Origin of the sequence: Synechocystis sp. PCC 6714 (assembly GCF_000478825.2) — a bacterium.
Lineage (GTDB): Bacteria > Cyanobacteriota > Cyanobacteriia > Cyanobacteriales > Microcystaceae > Synechocystis.
Genome location: NZ_CP007542.1, coordinates 2,697,951 through 2,720,477 on the forward strand (window position 1 = coordinate 2,697,951; position 22,527 = coordinate 2,720,477).

The window sequence follows — 22,527 nt, forward strand, 5'->3', positions numbered from 1 at the left end:
ATGCTTATGGTTATAGTCGTTTTTAGTAAGATTGAGGCAGTCAAACTCACCGAAAAGCTTGTCAATAAAGACTTAAGCAGTCCCGAAACTATTTGAAATGACTATACTGTGATGGAATGACGTTGCCTTTAAAATTGAAAGTATTTAAACTAAAAGGAAGATTAAAAGAAGGAGACAAGTATAAAACAAAGCCGGAATTAGCGGTAGAAATAATAGAAGAATTAAAGGAAAGTGGATTTAAAATAAAAAGAGTGGTGTCAAACAGCTTATACGGAGAAAGCCATAGGACTTTTGTGAGTAGCCTAGAAAAATTAAAGATAGAATATGCAGTGGGAATCCGTAGTATAGTTGATTTAATTGAAAGTAAGACACTTACCGGAGCTAAAAGGCTGTTTGGTAAAGGTCTTGGCCGTCTCAATCTTACTTTGATTGACTATACTGATGCAAATCTAATTGCTGTTGTTATTCAACGTGCAACTTGTGTGCTCTGAAATCATCATCAAGCATGAATAAAATGACCTTGCAAACTCTTTGTGATGCTGACTAATAATACTCGCTTAAAATAAATACAAATTATTTAGATATTCAACATTTAGTCGAGAAATTAAAGCATTTGAATGAGTTAAAGTAAGTGTTCTATGGGTGAGTTGAGAACTTGCTGCACAAGTTGAATAAGCCTTAGTTTAAATGCCCGCAAACCTCTGGATTAGAATTTTTGTCGAGGATCAGCGCCGGGTAGCTCACGCCGTAATTCATTAAATTTGACCAAATGCCTCTAAACAAATGAAATCGCCCAATTTTATTTTGCGCTGACCTTTGGCTAGGATTTTGTCTATAGGTCAAGCCCCGATTCCAGTCAATGCAAGAAAAAAGATCAATTCATGGAGGTCTATCTTCATTCCTAGGATCATAGGATTAAAGGTGTCGGAAGTTGCCAACTGTATGAAGCTAGGTAAAGTGTTTCATTAAGTTCTTTGAAGCTAGATGGACTTTGGGACAATCGAAAGAGCTCAAGTTCTCACCAGTAAAGCATTTTAGCTTCTTTCCCAAGCCAAATTTTTACAGATGCAATGGAGAGAATATATGGCCCTACCCTGACTATCGCACTTTTTAAGGTGTCAGTTGATACCGACGATGGTTGCTGGTGATGGATAGGATAAAACCAATTTAAATTCGGTGGACCACGATTTAAATAAATGGAACCGGCTGATTTAATTTCCCACTGTCCTCTAGTTGAGATTTTGCCCCTAGGTCAAGGCTCAATTGCAATTAACGCAAAGACAAGCTTGATTTATGCATATTTATCCCCACAACAAAGGCCAAAGGTGTCAAATGTTACGGATTGTTAAGTGGTACCTAGTTAGTATCCACCTTAGTCATTAGGAATTACTAATTAAGTGTAGGTTGCAGTGAGCTATTCCCTCGCCTTAGGCATTGAGTTATGTACCCATTGTTTCTGACCTGCACTTTTGTTACAATTCTTAACACTGGCTTAACAATCTCTTAAGAGTCTTAGTATAAAGTCTTAAGCAAACATTAAGATTTGAGTTTTTTCTCTGAATCCTATGCTTCTAGCGTGCCCTGTGCCAAAACCCTAAAATCTAGACTAGGCAAAAGCTAGTCACCAGGCTCTCCGGAGTCAACCCCATCGAATCCCGGAAAATATATGTTCATCTTCCCTCGCCTTCCCCGCTCCTTGCCTGAGAATAACTTGTTTCAAGGCCGCTCCCCTCTGCCATTAGAAGTGGAGCAAGGTAATGGTGGTGCCAGCCGTGGACAGCACCTCCGTGAAGCTCTGACTAAGGCGGTGGCCGACCAGGGATTCAGGCTCAATTTTCAGCCCCAATGGGATGCTCGGGGAAAAAATCTGGTGGGAGTAGAAGCATTGATCCGTTGGCGACATCCTGAGTTGGGCAACATCTCCCCCGAGGAATTTATTCCTTTGGCAGAGGAAATGGAACTAATCGTAAACATTGGTGAATGGGTGTTACGTGCTGCATGTATTCAGTATCAAATTTGGCAAATGGAAGGGCTACCGCCCTTTTTACTGGGAGTCAATTTGTCATTGCAACAGTTACAAAGACCCAATTTTGTCTGGACTGTCCGACGAATTCTAGAGGAAACGGGAATGCCCCCCTCCCAATTGCAGTTGGAAGTGACGGAGGGATTGATTTTCAGGGATTTGCAGCACACCATTGATGTTCTTCGGGATTTAGAGCAGCTTGGTGTCCGTTTGGCGATCGACGATTTTGGTACGGGTTATTCCTCGCTTTCCGTGCTGAAAAATTTACCTGTCCATACTCTGAAAATTGACAAGTCTTTTCTCGAGGATTTGGAAATGCATCAAAAGGCGGAGTTCATTCTCGAAAGTATAATCAGGCTGGGCCAGCGTTTACAGTTGAGCGTGGTGGCGGAAGGGGTAGAAACGGAGAGTCAACTGCAGTTACTACAATCCTTACAGTGTGACGTGCTCCAGGGCTTTTTCTTCAGTCGTCCCCTCAACGAGGAAAAAATTACCCACTATCTTCACCACTGCTGCAATTCCGGTAATTCGACCAATTCAACCACGGCGATCGCCGCCTAGGTATTGCCTCCAAATCCGACGAATGATTAACTTTACTCCAATATTCCTATGACTGCCTTTGTCTTTCCCCTTTCCGAGGACCGTGCCATGGTTAATCAATTTTGGTCTTCTGTTCCCCAACAGGCTGAAAACAATAGTGTCAAACGGGCTATCCCCCGGGAATTGTTAGGACAGTTAATGGCAGAGAGATTTACTGGCCAACTGACTATCCGTAACCCCTTTGATGAGTTTGTTGATTGGCAGATTTACCTGGGCAATGGCAAAATTCACTTTGCCAACAGTGCGGTGGGCAATGGTAAACGTTTGAATTATATGCTGGGTAAGTTATTTCAAGATAGACATCTGCAACTACCAAGCCAGTTGGACAGTGACTATAACTACATTTGTGAGCTATGGAGAAAAAAATATTTTTCTTTTCAGCAAACCCGGTCAGTCTTAACTCAATTCACCCAGGAAGCTTTGGTCCAGGCCCTTTCTCTACCCAAAACCGAATATAGATTGGAGCCCAATAACAAGCTTAGACATCTTTTCCTGAACCTTAATTTAGAGCAGGCCGTGGGTCCCATTGAGAAAAAGGTAAATTACTGGTGGGAGTTGCGTTCGGAAATTAATTCTCCTTTTCAACGGCCTTTGGTACAGGATATGCGGAAATTACGGGGAGTTTTGACTAAGGCTAATCCCCAAACCAACGAAGAATTTTGGCAGGTATTTCAACAGAGTTTGGAAAATTTGCACTGTCTTTACGACATTGCCAGCGCCACTAAACTCAGCACCCTACAATTGGCGATCACCATGCGGAATTTAATTAAGGCGGGGGATATTACTATGCTCCCCTACCAGGAAATTGCCATTGATAATCGTCCTTTGGTGGTTAGCGTGGACGAAAACCAAGCCCATCAGCATATTATTGAGTACACACTGGAAAAAAGTGGTTATCGGGTGAATACCATCACCGATCCGTTCAAAGCACTGGCTTCCCTCCAGGGACAAAATCCTGACCTAATTCTGATCGATGCCGATATGGAGAAAATGGATGGTTACCAACTCGCTTCCCTCTGCCGTAAATCTCCCCAGCTTAGCGGAGTCCCTATTATGTTGATGGTAGACGATAACAACCTAGTGCAAAATATTAAAGCAAAAATGTCTGGGGTCAATGATAATTTGCAAAAGCCTTTTCTACCCCAAGATTTATTACTAAAGGTAAAAAATAATTTACGGGCAGTAGCCACAGCATAAGATCCCTAGGCCAGCTCCATCGAATTTAGTATCTGGTATATTGTCCTTTTTCCGAGATATGCTTTTTCTCAGTCAAATGTGGGGGAGCTAGACTGGGAGGCGTGATTATGGATAACAATACTCTGCTGTTGATCCTGGCCAATATCATCATCATTATTGGTCTAGCCCGTCTGATTGGTTTACTGTTTGGCCGTTTTCAACAGCCCCCGGTCATTGGGGAAATTATTGCGGGGATCATGTTGGGGCCTTCCCTATTGGGTTTATTGTCTCCGGCTGTAGAAAAAAGTTTATTTCCGCCAACAACCCAGCCTTTCCTATATCTACTTTCGGAAATTGGCTTAATTTTTTATATGTTTTTGGTTGGTTTGGAGCTTAACCCCCAGCATCTCCGCCAAAAACTCAAGGTTGCCATTTTAACTTCCAACGTTAGTATCCTGTTTCCCTTTATTTTGGGAATAGCTCTATCTTCGGCGATTCTCTACTCCCTCAATCAACCCAATCAAACTAGCTTTATTCCTTTTGCACTCTTTATCGGGTCGGCTATGTCCATTACGGCATTTCCAGTGCTGGCCCGTATTTTAAAGGACACTGGTTTGGATAAAACTCCCCTGGGTACTTTGGGATTGACCTGTGCCTCGGTGGATGACATTAGTGCTTGGTGTCTGTTGGCGATCGCCATTGCGGCGACCCGAACTAACAACATACTGGGGGCCGTGCCCACCCTCTTGGGCATTATTGTTTACACTGTCTTCATGGTGACTTTGGGGCGGAAATTTTTCAAATATATTCTCCGCAATTACGGTCAAAAAAATTATCTCAGCCAAGGCCTGTTAACTTTTATTTATATAGCGGTTATTCTCTCAGCTATGCTGACGGAATGGATTGGTATTGACGTAATTTTTGGGGGATTCATTTTAGGCGCAATCTTACCTAAAAACACTAATCTCAGCAAGGAACTAACCACCAAAACTGAAGACTTTGTTTCTACATTTTTGTTACCAATTTTTTTTGCTTATAGTGGCTTGAGCACTGATCTTGGTTTGCTCAATAATCCCACCCTCTGGGCGGTGTGTGCCCTAGTTGTGACGGCGGCGATCGCAGGTAAATATGGCGGGGTGTATCTAACCACTAGGGCGTTGGGGGTGGAAAAGCAGGAAGCCAAGGCCCTGGGCTGGTTGATGAATACTAGGGGCTTAACGGAATTAATTATTCTTAATGTGGGTCTGAAACTAGGGGTAATTTCCCCAGTGATTTTTACTATTTTTGTGATTATGGCGATCGTCACCACCCTTATTACTTCTCCTTTAGTGACAAGAATTTATCCTGTCCCGGCTCACTAATGGAATGAGGAAAGCCAAAACCGTCCGTGATTTTCGCAGTTCCTAGTCCTGGTGGGAGTAATTAAACTAATCAAAAGCCGATAAATTTTCAGCCCGTTGGATAATATTTAACAGTTTGCCTACCTGTTCTGTACCCCGCACACTGATTTCACTGTGGCAAAGCACTAGTTTTTCCGTTACCCGGGCCAACAGATCCCGCACAATGCGCTCAAATCTTTCTTGGTCCCATTGTTGTTGTTCTTCTTGGGTCCAGGGCTTGGGCTCCCGACGCCTGAGCAATAGCGGTGCTCCAAACAATTGGGATGCTCCTCCCATTTCCCAGAGGCGATCGCCAGCATCAAGCCAGAAATGCCAGCGGTGTTGGCTACGGAGGGAACGGTATTGGTAAATGGTAGCCAGGGTAATGGCCGGTGGTGATGGTAACCAATCGGGAATATCCGGTCGGGGTTGGGCGGTAACGGTACCCTGACTGAGTAATTGTAAAAATAGGGCCAGCTTTGACCGTATCTGGATTAAATCCTCGCCCCAATCCCCAACACTCCCCTGGAGTTTTCCCTGCACCTGCCCAAAATGCTGGAGGGTTTCCATCAACTCCCGCAGAGAAGCCAATTCGCCATAGCTGAGTTGATGTTCTGGGGGTAGTTGTTCACGGATGGCCCGGTCTAGCATAGTTACTGGGGACAGAGGTTCCTGAGCCAGAACTTGTTTTTGCTCCGTTAGCCATTGCCGTAAAGCACCATAGGCTTGGCTGGCTTGGTAACCGAAACGGTCCCACCGGGGATATTGTTCTATGGGCATTAATGCAGGGGCCTCGGGATTAATGGCATAGCAAGTATCCGCCAACAGGCCTGCCCGCACGGGGTCAATTGCCAGCTTGGTTTGACCCCCCGAACGCCGTTCACCCAGCACTACCAACATTTCCGCCACCTGTTCCCGCCGGGCCCATTCCCCCAGGTCATACAGTAGGGCCAACAGGGTCAGTAAACTACGAATTAAAGGGGCACTGCTGAGGGGCCGTTGCTCGTTGAGGACGATGGTGTCGATGCCAGCTTTGTTAAAAATTTCTAAAAAACTGTAGCGGGCAATCTCGTCTAGGCCGGGGGCGATGATGGCAATGTCCTGGGGTTTTACTTCCTTGGCTTCCACGGCCGCAATAATCTGATCTGTTATTTGCCGTAGGAGTTGGGCTCGGGAAAAAGTCTGCAACGCCTGTACCTGGGAAGGTAATGGCCCCGGCGATCGGGGATCTGCCATTAGGGTTAAAACCTGTTGGGATAGCTGGGGGGCAATGCCCGTCGGCCGTTCTAACCGCTCCTCTTGGCCCCACTGGGCTATCACCGCTAAGGCATTGGGGTCGGCATTTAAGCCTAAACGCACCTGGCCATCGGGATTAAAGCTAAATACAGCTTGGGAACAATGGGGCCGCAACTGGTCAAACAAATCTAGGGCGATCGCCGGATAATCATCCACATCATCAGCAAAAATTGTGTCATAGCTTTGCCGTAAATATCGTTGATATTGGCTATTTTTGAGTAAATACTCCCCGTAACAAGAGAAAATTAACCCATAGGTTATAAATCCCCGTCCTAAACACCATTGCCGCCAATGTTGCCAAAAGGCGATCGCCTCTTCTGGGCTAATTTCCCCCGGTGTGATCCGCAATTCCCCCGCCGTCAATCTTGCCAATACCTGGCGATCGGACCAACCAGCGGCCCCCGCCAACTGCCCCAAATCCAACAAATTACGAACTAATCGAGACCGTTGGGTTGGATTCAACGCACTATCCCGGCCAGGATACTTGGCCTGCCATTGCTCCACGGCCAACCATTGTTCCGTTTCTGACCGCAACTGGGTGGGGAAAAGCTTACCGGTAATGCCCTGAGACAATAACAGAGGCCAAAATAAACGCACATCCTCCGTCATCAAACCGAGAGGGGTTTTCACCGTCACCGGGGCTCTACCATCAATTTCCCGTTGTAAACTACGGGTTAACCGCCGTCGAGTTTGGCCATTAGCCGTCAACACCAAAGCTAGATTTGGTTGGTCTAACTCTTTCCCCGTTTCTCTACCCCGCCACCATTGGCCATATAACTGGGTTAATCGGTGGGTTTTGCCACTGAGCGATTGTCCTTCTAGCCAGATTATTTCTCCCAAATTTTTTACCCCTGATAGTTCCCATTTGTTCTGCTAAGATTCCCTGTATTGCTCAATTTCAAAAGCTTACGGGTCAAAACCCAGGACGGTGGAGTTTGGGCAGTTTGAACAAAAACCAAACCTTTATCAGACAACCTTATCAAACAACATCTTAGCTGTTTTTTCACCCAATAATCGGTCAATGGATTTAACAAATTGGTGGCAAGGGGCAACCCAGTGGTTTGGAAGATCTTCACAGAAATCCCTAGAGCGGGCCTTCCAAGCCGCTGTAAAAATTAAGGAAATTGAAGATCAATATTTCCAAGGCGAAAAAATAGGACCAGAAAATTGTGATTATAGTGCCGATACCGTCACTTATTTTGCTAATCAAATCCAACGCCATCTTAGGAAAATAGAACAGGAAATTTACCATCTCAATAGTGACCAGGAATTTGTGAGAATTCTGAGCCTCAATCCAGCGCTCAAGCAGGATGCTAAAACAGAATATATTCTCGATCAATTACAATTTATTGATGATGTATTGCAACGCTATGATGGTGAACTTCCCCAGGCTAATGCCCCCAAACAAATTCCCAACGGCGGTGCTTTAAATCTGTCCTCGATCGCCACTAATAAGCAACGGCAAGTTGGTAAAAAACGCCGGGAAGGATTTCAGTATATTCGACGGGAAGATACCCAACAAAAGGCAGACACTGCTACCCAGAAATCAGGCGTTTTGCCCCGTTCTTTTCTGCGAACCATTGATCGTCTTAAGCAGGAAATGGATCCCCAGTCCAATGATACTGAGCAGAAAGTATTAAAACAGTACCGCAATTCCCGCTATAAAACTGCCCTGTCAATTAAATTTATTCTGACACTAATTATTGTTCCTTTGTTGGCGCATCAATTAACGAAAACATTCTTTCTTCTTCCTTCGGTAGAATCATTTTTTGAACGCAATAATGAAATTGTTTTCATCAACCAGAGTATGGAAGCAGAAGCTTATCAAGAGTTGAGCCATTTTGAAGAATCTCTGCGTTTTCGAGAACTTTTAGGCTTTGGCGAAAAACTTTCCCCCGAAGCAAAGGAAGAAAAACTGGTGGAGAAAGCCAAGGAAATTTCCGAAAGTTACCGTCGGGTTAGCACCAATGCGATCGCCAACATTTTTGCTGATATTTTTTCCCTAGTATCCTTTGCGTTAGTTTTGGTCAACAGTCAACGGGAAATTGAAGTTTTAAAAGAGTTTATTGACGAAATTGTTTATGGACTGAGTGACTCAGCCAAAGCATTTTTGATTATTCTCTTTACGGATATGTTTGTTGGCTTCCACTCCCCCCATGGCTGGGAAGTAATTTTGGCCAGTATTGCCCGTCATTTTGGCCTACCGGAAAATCAAGACTTTAACTTTCTTTTCATTGCCACTTTTCCAGTTATTTTAGACACAGTGTTTAAATACTGGATCTTCCGTTATTTAAATGGTATTTCTCCCTCCGCAGTGGCCACCTATCGCAACATGAACGAGTAGCTAGAACCAATAAAATAAAACCCCCTAAGCATTATGCCCAAGGGGAGAGTTTTATTCTGATTGAGTTGAGGCAACTATTTAGTGATTAGTTAGTTTGTCAATCGGATAACTAATATTCAGTCGAACTAGCTCATTCCTACACCTTGGCTGGCATAGTCAGAACGGAAGTTAGCCAAAACCTTGCCTTGAATGCGGACAGCACTGTTGATGGCTTGCTCGCTATTTAAACCAATTTCTTCTGCTAAACGCAGTAACAAGGATTGTTGACGTTTTTTGATCGCTTGGGTTTTGCTATGGAGCCGGGCTCGGACCCGATCCTGGAAAGAAATTTGGCTGGGGACAGCGGTAGCCTCCATCGTTTTGGCCACAGGGGCAGTGTACAGAGCCGGTTGTAGATCCCGAGCGGGGTTAAAGCAAACTCCCCGATAGGTTAGATTGACGCTGGGTTGAATGACATTTTTCGCAGTGGTGCGGCGGAAACGATAGTCCAAACCACGGTAACTGCCTGCCAGCCCCAAAACTTCCGTTTCTATTTTGGGGGGATTGTAGTCGTACTTGACTCCACGGTAACTTAATTGCATAGTGCGCTCCTAATTATTGTTGAAGGTAGAGGAGGCGCGTTCCTTCAGGAATATATCCCTACTTCCGTCTTCTTCAAAAAGAGAAGATGAACGATTTACTTTCTGTATCCATTTTTACGGTTTTGCCAGATCATGTCAAGGAATGGTGGGTAAAATCCAAGTTTCTTAACATTTCTATAAGCTTTGCTGATTATTCAACGGAGCTTTTCCAGAGTCCCGTTTTCCCTGGTTGTGGGGGAGATGGAACTTGAGCTGGGTGCCAACGATCTGCTAGAAGGGTTACCGCTAGCCGTTCCCTGTGGCTTTAACATTGCTTGCAGTCTTCAAAATAATCTTATTTTCCATGGCCAAAATCATTAGTACCGTCAATATGAAGGGCGGAGTAGGCAAAACTACTTTGACAGTCAACCTCGCCACCTGTTTGGCTAAGTATTTCCAAAAACGAGTTTTGGTGTTGGATTTAGATTCTCAAATTAGTGCCACTTTGAGTTTGATGGCTCCCCATGATTTTGCTGCAATTCGCAAAAAGGGTAAAACCCTGAGCTATCTGTTGGCCAATGCTATCCAACCTAATCCCCACAGCAAGTTGGATATTTTTGACATTATTTGCCCAGAAATTTGTCAAATTGAAGGTCTGGAACTGCTTCCTGGGGACATTGAACTTTACGATGAGTATCTGGTTTCGGAAAAACTCCACCAGGCGGCGATCGCCACGGAGAATCCTAACTTTGAGGCGGTGTGGAATAAGTTTGAAGGCACATTGATCAAAGAAATGCTGGCTCCAGTGTTGGAGGAATATGATTTTGTTATCCTCGACTGCGCCCCTGGCTATAATCTTTTGACCCGCAGTGGCATTGCGGCCAGCGATTTTTATTTGTTGCCGGCCCGGCCTGAACCCCTATCGGTGGTGGGAATGCAGCTACTAGAAAGAAGAATTGAAAAATTAAAAGAAAGCCATAAAGCATCGGACGATCCCCTCAATATTAACTTGATTGGCGTGGTGTTTATTCTCTCCGGCGGTGGGCTGATGAGTCGTTACTATAACCAGGTGATGCGACGGGTGCAAACGGACTTCACACCAGAGCAATTATTCCAGCAATCTATTCCCATGGATGTCAATGTGGCCAAGGCGGTGGATAGTTTTATGCCAGTGGTTACGTCCATGCCCAATACGGCGGGCTCAAGGGCTTTTATCAAATTAACCCAGGAATTCTTACAAAAAGTGGAAGCTTTTGGTTAAGGTAAAAGCAAAGCCCCCATTGATACGACAAAGGGAGCTCGAAAAGATTTATCAATCAAAAATTAAGGGATTCGTTAAAAACTAACAGTCAATTCGCTGGGTTTAGTTCACCCCGCTGCTCCGCCCATATTGGCAAAGTCGACGCCTACTGGGAAAGCTGAACTTTAACCACTTTGTTTTTGGCTTCTTCCACTTTGGGCAAAGTGAGAGTCAAAATACCAGCGTCGTAATTGGCTGTGACCTCTGTGTTTTGGATGGCTCCAGGTACAGGAATAACCCGATGGAAACTGCCATAGCGGAACTCCGTACGGCGCACACCATCTTTTTCCGTACTGTGGGTGTCTTGGCGATCGCCACTGATGGTGACCGCATCCTTGGTGGCCTGGATATCTAAATCATCGGGGCTAATGCCAGGCAATTCGAGCTTGAGTAGATAGGCTTCTTCCGTTTCAGTCAATTCTGCTTTGGGGCTAAACCCATGGCGTTCTGTGGGCACAAACACTTCATCAAAAAGTTGGTTCATTTGCCGTTGGAAGCTATCCATTTCCCGCAGGGGATTGTAAAGAATGAGAGACATAATGTTAACTCCTAGTGTATGGGAGGGATTGATTAACCCTGGATGGTTCCATCTTAAAATCTCGGCCAGGGGAGGAGATTCGGTTTCCAGGAAAGACTTTGGGGGGATTGCCGAAATGCCAGTTTCCAGCTCAACTTTTGCTTAAAAAAAGATAAAAAAGAGATGGTTACCCATATCCTTGGGTAAATATTTGATAAAAATAATGGCGATCGGAGTGGGGATAATTACCCATGGGCAAACCAAGTCTGAAATAAAAACTTATGTTTGCCTTGATCCAGATTCCGAATTGCAAATTATGGCGTGGGTCTTCCCGCCCACTTCAGCTAAGATAGAATCTCCTTCTGCAATCCCCATAAATCAATGGCCAGCACCAATATTTCCGACCGCGAAAAAGCCCTAAACGCCGCCCTAGCCCAGATTGAGCGGAGCTTTGGCAAGGGAGCGATTATGCGCCTGGGGGATGCCACCCAAATGCGAGTGGAAACCATTTCCACCGGAGCCCTGACTTTGGATTTGGCCCTGGGGGGTGGTTTACCCAAGGGTAGGATTGTGGAAATTTATGGCCCGGAAAGCTCTGGGAAAACAACGTTGGCCCTCCATGCGGTGGCGGCCACCCAACAAGCTGGGGGAGTAGCGGCTTTTGTGGATGCGGAACACGCCCTCGACCCAGTCTATTCCAAGGCCCTGGGGGTGGATATTGATAATTTATTAGTGGCTCAACCGGACAATGGTGAGTCAGCCCTAGAAATTGTTGACCAGTTGGTGCGTTCCACTGCGGTGGATATTATTGTGGTCGATTCCGTGGCGGCCCTGGTGCCCCGGGCAGAAATTGAAGGGGAAATGGGAGATACATCCGTTGGTTCCCAAGCTCGCCTGATGAGTAAAGCCATGCGGAAAATTGCCGGTAACATTGGGCGATCGGGCTGTTTAGTGATTTTCCTCAACCAATTACGGCAAAAAATTGGTGTGACCTATGGCAGCCCCGAAGTAACCACCGGAGGAAATGCGCTGAAATTTTACGCCTCTGTCCGTTTGGATATTCGCCGCATTCAAACTCTAAAAAAAGGTACGGAAGGAGAATACGGTATCCGGGCCAAGGTGAAGGTGGCCAAAAATAAAGTGGCTCCCCCTTTCCGCATTGCTGAATTTGACATCATTTTCGGCCAGGGTATTTCCCGCATGGGTTGCACCATTGACCTGGCGGAAAAATGCGAAGTAATTACCCGTAAAGGAGCTTGGTACAGCTATAACGGAGAAAACATTGCCCAGGGCCGGGATAATGCCATGAAATATCTGGAGGAAAATCCAGAAATCGCCGCCACCATCGATCAACAGGTGCGGGAAAAATTGTCGCTAGTCAATGCAGTTTTCCCGGTGGAAACGGAAGATTTACCGGAGGAGCCGGGGGAAGAAGGGGATTTTTAGTAGTCCATTGAACCATTCACAGATGGGAAGCGGAAATAAGAAATCCCACTAAAAAGCCAATAATAGTGGCATAGGCCACGGAACTGCCGCCCAACTCATAGGCTTCTGGCATCATGGTGCTGGCTAACATCGCTATAATTCCCCCACCGGCGATCGCCTGAGCCACTGCGACCAGCAACAGAGTGCCACTCTGGCCAATGGAGTAACCGACCATGGCAATCAAACCGCTGGCCACTACGGCTCCAAACCAAAGAGCTAAAATACGTCCGTTAGCAATGCCAGCCTGTTTCATGCCAAAGGAACTGGAGAGAGCTTCGGGAAAATTGGCAATAAACACAGCAAACAAAAAAGCACCGCCCCAGGGGGTGATATGGGTGTTCATGCCGATAACCATAGCCTCGGGGATGTTATCAAATAGGGTTCCGACTAAGATGGCCATGGGAGCAGAACTTTGGGCTAATTTGGCCAACACTTGGCGATCGTTATCTCCCTCCACCAGGGGTTCCAGCACAGAAAGGGAATCCGCCGGGGGAGAGCGTTGTTCAAAATCCGTGGCTGACTGCAAGCGGCGGGCTAATTTTCGACTCAGCACCAGGGCAAGATGGGGGGATTGACCGAGAATTTGAGCAAAGTTTTCCTTGTCAAGCTGATACAGTTCCATGGCAGTAACGGCCACCACCGTGGCTGACCTAGGTTCCCCCGTTAATAGGGACATTTCGCCAAAAATATCCCCCGATGTGAGCCGATTAACCCAGGTTTCCCCTTTATAAACATCCGCTTCTCCAACCGCGATCAAATAAAAATAATCCCCTTGCTCCCCTTCTCGGCAAAGCACTTCCCTGGGGTAGGCATGGTGAGGAGTGAGCAGACCTGCCAATTGATGCCTTTCATGCTCCGGCAAAGCATTCATCACTTCGCTATGGGCTAGATAATCTACCAGCTCATGGGATTCCAGAATTTTATGTTCCACCACGTAGCGACGGCTAACGGCGGGTTTACGCAAAAAGCCCCCATGCTCATCAATGTATTTACTCAAGCTAATAAACAACACTCCCCCAAGCAAAAAACCCCCTACCAGGACAAAAACGCCGGCACTGCGGTGAACTGCAGTAGCAATTTCCAAGGCGATCGCCGCCATCAAAGTGCCACTGCCAAAGGCCATCACCGCCGCTAAAAATTTTCGTCCCGGTTGCCAAGCCACAGCAATTAAGGCCCCTAGGGCCATGCTAGAAGCGCCCAAAATACCTTGAAGGAAAGCGGTCAAAGCGAGGTTTTCCACCGTTCTGAGCACATTGACAATGGCAATTAATTTAAATCAATAGGACTGATCCTGTTTGATTCTATTAACTCTCCTAGTCCTGCTTAGGGGCAAGGGGAACAAGCCATTGGGTAATGTCAAAAAACTAATACCAACCGCTGGGAATCGAGTCATCCAAAACCGGTTCCGGTGCAAACCCTCCTGGTTCCGGCACATTTGGAGGCGGTGGTGGTGCTTGTGGGGGCACAGAGTTATTGGGAGGCAACACAGGATTATTGACAGGGGCAGAACTGGTGGGCATTTCAACGGGGATGGGAATGCCCTGGAGTGGAGGGGCCGGATTCGGATTTGTACTTGGGGAGGGGGCAGGTGGGTGATTGTTGATGGGGGATGAAGTTGGATTAACTGTCGGCGGGGGAGCAACTTTCGCTAAAGTGCGGGGGGCTGGATTGGGAAATAGTCGTTGGAAAGATTGGATGCGATAGTCCCTTTCTTCCGGTGCAATGTCCCACAGGGTTTGGTAATAGAAAAAGGAAGAACCCATACCCTGGCCCCTGGCCGCATAAACCTTTTGACTAACTAGCGGCATCGGTACTTGTTTGGTGGGTAATCCAGTTAAAATACCAACGGCGGTGGGAATCAGAGTTTTTGCTTCCCGAAATTCGGCCCGCTGGATCGGTTCAGTGAAGCTAGGTAAATTTGTGCGATAAACTTGCACTATTACTTCGTCCACAATGCCTTTTCTGATCCAATCTAACCAATCCTGCAAAAAGGTATTGTATGCCAAGTTATAAGTAGCGGGAGAAACGGAAACAAGAATGTTAGGTTTAGCGGCTTTAATTTTGGCGTTTAACTGCACCATAAAGGCGGTAATTTTGTTGGCTCGCCAGCGAATCCAGGCCGGGTCTTTGGGGTTGCTGGGGGGAGCTTTTTTCATCTCCTGTTGATATAAAGAAACGGTGAAGTTATCGTAACCAAACTCGTTAGGTAGGGCGGTATGATCGTCGAACTGCACCCCATCTAAATCGTATTTATTGACTGCATCCATCACCAATTGCGTAATAAAAGCCTGTACCTGGGGGTGGAAAGGGTTCATCCACATCACCTCTCCGGCGGCAGTCACAGAAATTTTACTGCCATCTTGCTTTTGGGTGAACCACCAGGGATGGCGTTTTACCAGTTCCGACATGGGAGGAGCCTTAAAGCCAAATTCAAACCAGGGCAGAACCAACATATTGCGGCGGTGGGCTTTGGCGATAATATCCGCTAGCACATCCTGTCCTTGGTCGCCCCGGGGGCTAAAGGGTTGTAGTCCTTCTCTTTTGGCAAATTCACTTTCATAGAGAACATAACCGGAGTTCCAGACCACGGGGTAAATGGTGTTGAAGTTTAAATCTGCTAATAAATTAATGGATTCACTGGTGCGGTTCTGGTCTAAAAAATGAACGGTGTCATTATTGGTGATCCAAACTCCACGGATTTCGGGAAAGGCATTTTGGGCTTGGACTTGGTTAAACAGAGAAAAGGGGTGGACGATCGCCAAACTGATCAATAAACCCAGAACAAGATTGTAGAGAAATGGCTTTTTGCAATACTGCCAGATTTGGGCAAAGATTGTGGCGATCGCCATAGTGCAATGATTCGGGGAGTAAGTTAGGAAAAGTGGAGTAACGAACAAAGTTTAAATTTGCCCTATCCTAGCGGTTTTTGCGGGCAAAAATGGGCAATTTTTCGGCTGAACCAAAGGCAGGGGGCATTCTCCTAAGCAAAGTATTGTAACAAGAGTTCTCAGAATAACCCCATTGTTCTCTATCATGAAAGGTAGAAAAGCGACCGGGGATCAATGCAGAGTAGGGAAAAATAAATTTAAACTGCCCGGTTAATCATATTTGGAGCCTAGGTTTAAACCTGACACATCAATCGCACAGAGGTTGCCACGGTGGGCGGTGGTGACTGCACAGTTCGTGCTCTGGAGGGAAAGAATTATGACTGTGGCTAGCGATAGAATGATCGAACATCGTCGGCGGATAATGATTTTGGGGGCCGCTGGGCGGGACTTCCATAATTTCAACCTGGTTTACCGGGATAATCCCGAATATGAGGTGGTGGCCTTTACCGCCAATCAGATTGTGGGCATAGCCGATCGCCGCTATCCCCCAAGTTTAGCGGGGGAACTGTATCCCCACGGTATTCCCATCATTGAAGAAGGGCAATTGGAAAATTTTTGCCGGGAAAATTGCGTTGATCAAATAGTTTTTGCCTACAGCGATGTGTCCCACCAACAGGTAATGCATCTCGCCTCCCGCAGTTTGGCGATCGGGGCGGACTTTGTTTTGCTCGGGCCAGACCGCACCATGATCAAAGCTACTGTGCCCGTAATTGCGGTGTCAGCGGTACGTACCGGTTGTGGCAAATCCCAAGTTAGTCGTTGGTTATCCCAACGGTTACGAAAACTTGGTTTAAGGGTTTGTGCCATTCGCCATCCCATGCCCTATGGAAACTTACAAAAACAGGCAGTGCAGAGGTTTGCCAAGCTGGAAGATTTAGACTGGGCCAACTGCACAGTGGAAGAACGGGAGGAATACGAACCCCATATTCTCGCTGGCCATGTGGTCTATGCCGGGGTCGATTACGGTCTAATTTGCGAAAAGGCAGCTTTGGAAAGCGATGTCATTCTTTGGGATGGGGGCAACAATGATTTTCCCTTTGTGCAACCGGATTTACACATTGTCCTCGTGGATCCCCTCCGGCCGGGGGACGAAAGTCTTTACCATCCAGGGGAAGCGGTGCTTAGGATGGCAGATATTGTCCTAATCCCCAAAACCGATGTGGCCACAGTGGCCCAAATCACCCAGGTTAATAGTTCCATTGCCCAGTTAAACCCCAGGGCGAAAATTATCCAAGGGCGATCGCCGTTACGGTTAGAGCCACCTTTGGATCTGCGGGGTAAACGGGTCCTTGTGGTGGAAGATGGCCCCACTACCACCCACGGGGGCATGGGCTATGGTGCGGCCTACCAGGCGGTGAAGGAAATTGAAGGCATTGAAATAGTGGATCCTCGACCCTACGCCGTGCCAGAAATCGCGGCCGTTTACGCTAAATTTCCCCATCTGACCCAAATTTTACCCGCCATGGGTTACTTCCCAGCCCAATTAAAGGCGTTGGCTGACACCCTCAATGTTGCCAAGGTGGATGCAGTGGTATCGGGCACCCCCAGCGACCTCGGTCGTTTAATCGAACTGAATAAGCCGTTGGTGAGGGTTTTCTACGATTATGCTGAGGCTGAAGAACCAGGTTTAGGTGAGATTGTTGATACGTTTTTAGCCCATTGGGGGCTAGGGGGCAAAACCCATGAATTCTCCTAATAAACACTCCAACCCCAAACCCGTGATCATTGCCCTCGGGGGAAATGCCCTACTGCAAAGGAATCAACCCCCGGAAGTGGAAATTCAAAAGGCTAATATCCACATTGCCGCCCTGGCGATCGCCAAAGTAGCCCAGCATTATCCGGTAGTTGTCACCCATGGCAATGGCCCCCAGATGGGTTTACTGGCCTTGCAAGGGGAATGCAAAAAATTCTGCAAACCCTATCCCCTCGACGTGTTGGGAGCGGAAACGGAAGGCATGATCGGTTATCTGTTGGAGCAGGAATTATGCAATCAACTACCTGGCCGGGATGTAGTCACCCTGTTAACCCAAATTGTGGTCGATCACCAGGATCCAGCTTTTCTCCAACCCACCAAACCCATTGGCCCCGTTTATAGTCTGGAACAAGCTCAATGGTTGGCTCAGGAAAGGGGTTGGGCGATCGCCGCCGATGGGCAAGGTTACCGTCGGGTGGTGGCTTCCCCGGAGCCCCAAAGGATCATTGAGTTGCCCACCATTCAACTGCTAGTAAATAGCGGCGCCTTAGTGGTCTGTGCCGGGGGCGGGGGCATTCCCGTAGTGGTAAACGATGCTGGTGGACTGGAAGGGGTGGAAGCGGTAATTGATAAAGATTTGGCCGCCGCTCTCTTGGCGGAAAATCTTCAAGCCCAAGGTTTGCTACTCCTAACCGATATTGATGGTGTGTATGAAAACTGGGGCACCAATTATGCCCACCGCCTTGAGCAAACCACCCCAAAAAATTTGCGCCGTTACCGATTTGCCCAAGGTTCCATGGCACCAAAAGTCGAAGCGGCCTGTCGTTTTGTGGAAAGAACAGGACAATGGTGCGGCATTGGCAAATTAGCTCAAGCTTTGGCAATTATTAAGGGGGAAACGGGCACTGTGATTAGTAATCAGTACATTTAAATCAACTTCACCCCGGGAACTCAGCACATCTTCCAGGACGACATAGCAATTCCGACCCCGTTTCTTGGCCTGGTAGAGCGCATTATCGGCACATTTTACCCAAGAGGCTAAGGGCAATTCAGACCGGGGAACAGCACAATGAATCCCAATACTGACAGTGACATGATTAGCAATCTCAGAAGTGGGATGGGTAATGGCTTTATCATCCATCAAAGCTTTAATCCTTTCAGCAACGACAATCGCACCTGATAAATTTGTTCTGGGTAAAATTAAGGCAAATTCCTCCCCCCCATAGCGGGCCACTAAATCTGAAGTGCGATGGACAGACTCTTGCAAAAGGGTAGCGACAATTCGTAAACACTGGTCTCCCGCTTGATGTCCGAGGGTGTCGTTGTAGAGTTTGAAATAGTCAATGTCCAACATTACCAAAGTTAAGGACTCAGTTTCGCGAAAAGCAACTTGCCATTCCCGTTCCAAGGCCTGGTCAAAGAACCGACGATTATAAACTCCGGTAAGGCCGTCAATTTGAGTTAATCTTTCCAGTTCAATGTTGACTTCTTGGAGTTTTTCTTGGGCTTGTTTGAGCGGATCAATATTTTGAATTTGGCAGACATAATAGATGGGTTGTTGTTGAGCATCGCGGACCAAACTGACATTCAACAGACCCCAAATCCAATGGCCATCCCGATGTTGATAGCGGCGTTCTTGGGTATAGGCCATAATTTCACGGTTGAGGAGTTGTTGAGTTAAGTCTTCTTGGAATGGCACCCAATTGGGATCCGTCACTTTCGCCACATCATGGTCTTTCAGTTCATCTGGGGCATAGTCCAACAACTCACAAAAGGCGGGGTTGACTTCAAGAAATTTGCCATCTAAGGAAATCAGCGCACTACTTACGGCCGTGGTTTGGAAAGTTTGCCGGAAGCGTTCTTCACTTTCTGACAAGGCCTGTTGCATGCGGAATTTGTCGGTAATATCGCGTCCTTCACAGAGTAGAAAAATAATCCGCTGGTCGGTGTCGTAAATTGGCCGAATCGAGAAGTCCAAAATAACTTGTTGTCCATGATTGCCTAAATTTTCCACGTCATAGCGCATCGGAATTCCTTGGCCGGCCTGGTCTATCGCAGATTTGAGGTCAGCTTTGAGCTGGTCGGATATTTGCCACCAGGGAGTTTCCCAAAAATCTTGCTCGATAATTTCATCAATCGTAGTGTCAGCGAAATCCAGCGCCCGTTGATTCACTTTGACGACTTTTCCGGTGGGAGTTAACAGAGCGGTAAATTGCGATGCTTGATCAAACAATGCCTGCATCATTGCCTCCCGTTCAGCCAAAGCCAGTTGCACTTCTTTAAACGGCGTAATATTGATATTTAAGCCACTCATTCTGACCGGTTGCCCCGCTTCGTTATATTCCACGTGGCCAGTACCTAAAATCCAAATATAATTCCCATCGGCCCGGACTAAGCGAAATTCATCTTGATAGGGTTCTCCGGTGGCAATGGCTAAATTAACTCCGGCCTGAACGCGCTCACGATCATCGGGATGGAGTAGCAAGTCATAAAAGATGTCTTGGTTTTTTTCGTAGCTGTCGGGGGTATAGCCCAAAAGATAATCAGACTGCTCAGACCAATCGGATTTACCGGTGATTAAATCCCTTTCCCACCAGTTGGTAGAGGTGGATTCCAGGGTCATCCGCAACCGTTGTTCGCTTTTTTGGAGAGCTTCTTCAATTTGTTTGCGTTCAGTAATGTCAATCATGATCCCGCTGAGTTGAATCGGCCGGCCTGTTTCATCTCTCTCCAGGGCCGCTAAATCCGCAATCCAAACCATTTCGCCATTGGGGGGAATCATCCGGAATTCAACTTTAAAGGGTTCGTCATGATTCAGGGTGGCTTCCACCGCGGCTTGCACCTTGGCCTGATCTTCCGGGTAAATCATCGCGATGGCATCGGCCCAGGTTTTGGGTAGTTCATCCCCATGGCGGCCAAGCAGGTCGTGGAATGAAGGGGCTGAGTACATCTGGTCGTTGACAATATCCCATTTCCACCAGTTGGCGGTTTTGGCAGAAAGGGCCAGGCGGAGAGTGGCTTCATTTTCTTTGAGGGCGGCCTCAGCAAGTTTCTGCTCTGTAATATCGAGGTTAATGCCGCTCATGCGCAGGGCTTGGCCGTTTTCATCCCGTTGCACCGTACCCCTGGCCATAATCCAGCGGATTGTCCCATCGGGGTGAACAAAGCGAAATTCGGTTTTATAGGGGGTGCCATTTTCGATGGAATCGTATAACTTTGTCCGGGTGGGTTCTACGTCATCGGGATGGAGAAAACTTAAGAAGGAAGCAGCATTTTTGGGGTAGGAATTGGGGGCGCGGCCGACCATAGCATCAAAAGTATCTGACCACTCCACTTCGTTGGTTTTGACATCCCAATCCCACCAACTTGTATCAGTTGCTTCCAGGGCAAAGCGGAATCGTTCTTCACTTTTTCGCAGGGCCTGGGTTTGCTGTTGAAGGCGGCGGAGGGAGCGAGTAATGGCCTGGGTTACGGTTAAAGTCAGAATCCCTAACAGACCCAACACCAAAGCGGCGATCGCCATGGTACTGACTAAACTTTCATCGGCAACATTGATAGAATTTTGTGCGAAAATTGCCATGATTATCACCCAGTGCAGCGATTGATTAAATTGGGGCTCCGAGCAGTCCCTTCTGTTCTGAGCCGTGATCGCCGTTACGGTGAGAAGCCTCTAAATTTCGTCCCAGCCGGATACTCCGGAAGACATTACATAACTGGTCACCGTTGCTTCAAAGAAGTTCGCCTTGGTGTGGGCTTCTTTCTTCGTATCGGAAAAACGCTCCAGGTGAGTGTAGGGACTTTTGCCATAACGGGCATCTGTGTAAAGGGGATCTAAACCGATCGCCCGCAGACGACTGTTAGCAAGGTACTTGGTGTACTGTTCCGTACTAGATTCTGTAATGCCGAGGATGTTATTACCGACAATGTGGTTAGTCCAACGACATTCAAACTCCACCGCTTTATCAAACATTTCGTAAATTTGGTCTGTGGAATGGGTGAAGACCTGCATCGCTTCCGGGATCAACTTTTGGTATAGACGCACGTGGCTCAGCTCATCCCGGTTGATCATTTTAAAAATGTCGGCGGAACCGGGCATTAACATACGGGAAGCAAGATTATAGAAGTAAATAAAACCGTTATAGAAATATAATCCTTCTAACAAATAATCCGCCATTAAAGCGACAAAATAGTTTTCCTGGGTGGGATGATCCACATATTTTTGGTAGAGCATGGCAATATACTCACACCGCTCTTTTAATACTCGGTCAGTACGCCAAAAATCGTACACCACATCCCTTTTTTCCGTTGGGATAATAGTCTCGATCATGTACTGGTAGCTCTGGTTGTGCATACCCTCCTGGGAAATTTGCTCCGCCATGCACAGGCTAATTTCCGGAGCAGTAACACTACTTTTCAAATGGGGAATGTTACAGGTTTGAACAGAATCCAAAAAAGTTAGATAGGACAAAATGCCGTCAAAAGCATAGCGCTCTTCGTTAGTTAAGTTCCAGTAATCTGTAACATCCTGGGTAATATCCAGTCTTTGAGGTCATTCCTGTTCAATTAGGGTCGCTACACCTAACCCGCTTTATTCAAGCTGCCCCATGTCGCCATAGGGATCGGACTATATCATCATCCTTATAATTAAGGAGTCCCCCGCTTCGACAGTCAATGGCTTACTGTCTACTCTACTTGGTCAAACAATTGATGTTTGCCTTTCGATAGTCTCTACACCTTCTGCTGTTTTTCCAGCAGCTTGGCACGGTATTGTCTGTGGTGCAAAATTCTATGACAGTTGGAGCATAAAAGTACACACTTATCCAATTCTTTAAAAACTTTATCTTTCCTCAACATCAACATATCCGAAGGTGTATATTCCTTTTCAGATGGGTTAATGTGATGAAAGTCAAAGGCAGCAATTGTGTCTTCTGTCGCCTCAAAACCACACTCAGAACAAAATCCTCCTTTATAAAGACAAAATTCAAGTTTGCGCTGATTCTTGAATTGAGAGTCCCGATATTTTTGGGAATAGAGTCTGCTATATTCCGATCTTCTCTTTGCATTCCTTTGATTGTAAGCCTTAACCTTTGCTTTACCTTCTTCAGATTCGTAGTACGCTCGCTTGTATTCACAAGTACAAACTTTACATCTGGAAGTAAATCCGGTCTTTAGCCTAGCATCTCTATGAAACTCAAAGAGTGGTTTGGTTTTGTGACACTTTGTACAGGTTTTGCTGTCCATTTGTCATCTTGTTTAATTTCTTTTG

The 22,527-nt window shown here is 46.6% G+C and carries 16 protein-coding genes, 1 pseudogene and 1 riboswitch; of the genes and pseudogenes, 9 read left to right on the forward strand and 8 right to left on the reverse strand.

Annotated elements, in window-relative coordinates; all coding sequences use genetic code 11:
* Positions 1-113: 113 nt before the first annotated feature.
* From D082_RS19100 to D082_RS12360, 4 genes and pseudogenes are all read left to right on the forward strand, one after another.
* Positions 114-344 (forward strand): annotated as a pseudogene (locus tag D082_RS19100) (IS701 family transposase); the annotation flags it as partial.
* Between the two features lie 1,322 nt (positions 345-1,666).
* Positions 1,667-2,584, forward strand: coding sequence for a bifunctional diguanylate cyclase/phosphodiesterase (locus D082_RS12350; RefSeq protein WP_051738845.1), 918 nt, complete (start codon positions 1,667-1,669; stop codon positions 2,582-2,584).
* Positions 2,585-2,632: 48 nt separating this feature from the next.
* On the forward strand, positions 2,633-3,820 hold the full coding sequence (locus D082_RS12355) for a response regulator (protein WP_028947349.1): 1,188 nt from the start codon (positions 2,633-2,635) through the stop codon (positions 3,818-3,820).
* A gap of 107 nt (positions 3,821-3,927) precedes the next feature.
* Positions 3,928-5,160, forward strand: a complete 1,233-nt coding sequence (locus D082_RS12360; protein WP_028947348.1) for a cation:proton antiporter — start codon at positions 3,928-3,930, stop codon at positions 5,158-5,160.
* 66 nt (positions 5,161-5,226) lie between these two features.
* Here D082_RS12360 and D082_RS12365 read toward each other — a convergent pair whose 3' ends face one another.
* The gene (locus D082_RS12365) at positions 5,227-7,314 is read right to left on the reverse strand and encodes a hypothetical protein (protein ID WP_028947347.1); all 2,088 of its coding nucleotides are present in this window, start codon (positions 7,312-7,314) and stop codon (positions 5,227-5,229) included.
* Positions 7,315-7,495: 181 nt separating this feature from the next.
* On the opposite strand from D082_RS12365, the gene D082_RS12370 reads away from it, so the two are divergent.
* On the forward strand, positions 7,496-8,818 hold the full coding sequence (locus D082_RS12370) for a proton extrusion protein PcxA (RefSeq protein ID WP_028947346.1): 1,323 nt from the start codon (positions 7,496-7,498) through the stop codon (positions 8,816-8,818).
* 125 nt (positions 8,819-8,943) lie between these two features.
* Here D082_RS12370 and D082_RS12375 read toward each other — a convergent pair whose 3' ends face one another.
* Entirely contained in the window at positions 8,944-9,399 is a 456-nt protein-coding gene (locus tag D082_RS12375; protein ID WP_028947345.1) for a DUF4278 domain-containing protein, read from the reverse strand.
* A 33-nt stretch (positions 9,400-9,432) separates the two neighbouring features.
* A riboswitch (Glutamine riboswitch) is annotated at positions 9,433-9,494 on the reverse strand.
* Positions 9,495-9,742: 248 nt separating this feature from the next.
* Between D082_RS12375 and D082_RS12380 the strand changes: the two genes are divergently transcribed.
* Positions 9,743-10,639, forward strand: a complete 897-nt coding sequence (locus D082_RS12380; RefSeq protein WP_028947344.1) for a ParA family protein — start codon at positions 9,743-9,745, stop codon at positions 10,637-10,639.
* Between the two features lie 145 nt (positions 10,640-10,784).
* Here D082_RS12380 and D082_RS12385 read toward each other — a convergent pair whose 3' ends face one another.
* Complete coding sequence (locus D082_RS12385) at positions 10,785-11,216, reverse strand: Hsp20/alpha crystallin family protein (RefSeq protein ID WP_028947343.1); 432 nt, start codon at positions 11,214-11,216, stop codon at positions 10,785-10,787.
* Between the two features lie 360 nt (positions 11,217-11,576).
* Between D082_RS12385 and recA the strand changes: the two genes are divergently transcribed.
* Positions 11,577-12,641, forward strand: a complete 1,065-nt coding sequence (gene recA, locus D082_RS12390) for a recombinase RecA (protein ID WP_028947342.1) — start codon at positions 11,577-11,579, stop codon at positions 12,639-12,641.
* Between the two features lie 16 nt (positions 12,642-12,657).
* Here the strand turns inward: recA and D082_RS12395 are convergent, their stop codons facing one another.
* The gene (locus D082_RS12395) at positions 12,658-13,932 is read right to left on the reverse strand and encodes a cyclic nucleotide-binding domain-containing protein (protein ID WP_238546723.1); all 1,275 of its coding nucleotides are present in this window, start codon (positions 13,930-13,932) and stop codon (positions 12,658-12,660) included.
* A gap of 112 nt (positions 13,933-14,044) precedes the next feature.
* Positions 14,045-15,529: a family 10 glycosylhydrolase gene (locus D082_RS12400; RefSeq protein WP_028947340.1), complete on the reverse strand. Its 1,485-nt coding sequence runs from the start codon at positions 15,527-15,529 to the stop codon at positions 14,045-14,047.
* Positions 15,530-15,884: 355 nt separating this feature from the next.
* Here D082_RS12400 and D082_RS12405 point away from each other — a divergent pair, with 355 nt between their 5' ends.
* Positions 15,885-17,264 carry a cyclic 2,3-diphosphoglycerate synthase gene (locus D082_RS12405; protein WP_038530899.1) on the forward strand — a complete coding sequence of 460 codons (1,380 nt, stop codon included), beginning with the start codon at positions 15,885-15,887 and terminating at the stop codon, positions 17,262-17,264.
* Positions 17,251-18,192 carry a carbamate kinase gene (gene arcC, locus D082_RS12410; protein ID WP_028947338.1) on the forward strand — a complete coding sequence of 314 codons (942 nt, stop codon included), beginning with the start codon at positions 17,251-17,253 and terminating at the stop codon, positions 18,190-18,192. Before D082_RS12405 ends, arcC begins: the two co-directional genes overlap by 14 nt.
* Here arcC and D082_RS12415 read toward each other — a convergent pair.
* The 3 genes from D082_RS12415 to D082_RS17415 all read right to left on the reverse strand — a co-directional run bounded on the left by D082_RS12415 (position 18,127) and on the right by D082_RS17415 (position 22,502).
* Complete coding sequence (locus D082_RS12415; RefSeq protein WP_081857657.1) at positions 18,127-20,841, reverse strand: PAS domain-containing protein; 2,715 nt, start codon at positions 20,839-20,841, stop codon at positions 18,127-18,129. The two genes, arcC and D082_RS12415, sit on opposite strands and share 66 nt — an antisense overlap.
* A 90-nt stretch (positions 20,842-20,931) precedes the next feature.
* Entirely contained in the window at positions 20,932-21,801 is an 870-nt protein-coding gene (locus D082_RS12420) for a ribonucleotide-diphosphate reductase subunit beta (protein ID WP_081857658.1), read from the reverse strand.
* A 188-nt stretch (positions 21,802-21,989) separates the two neighbouring features.
* Positions 21,990-22,502, reverse strand: coding sequence for a hypothetical protein (locus D082_RS17415; protein WP_051738847.1), 513 nt, complete (start codon positions 22,500-22,502; stop codon positions 21,990-21,992).
* Between the last annotated feature and the right edge of the window lie 25 nt (positions 22,503-22,527).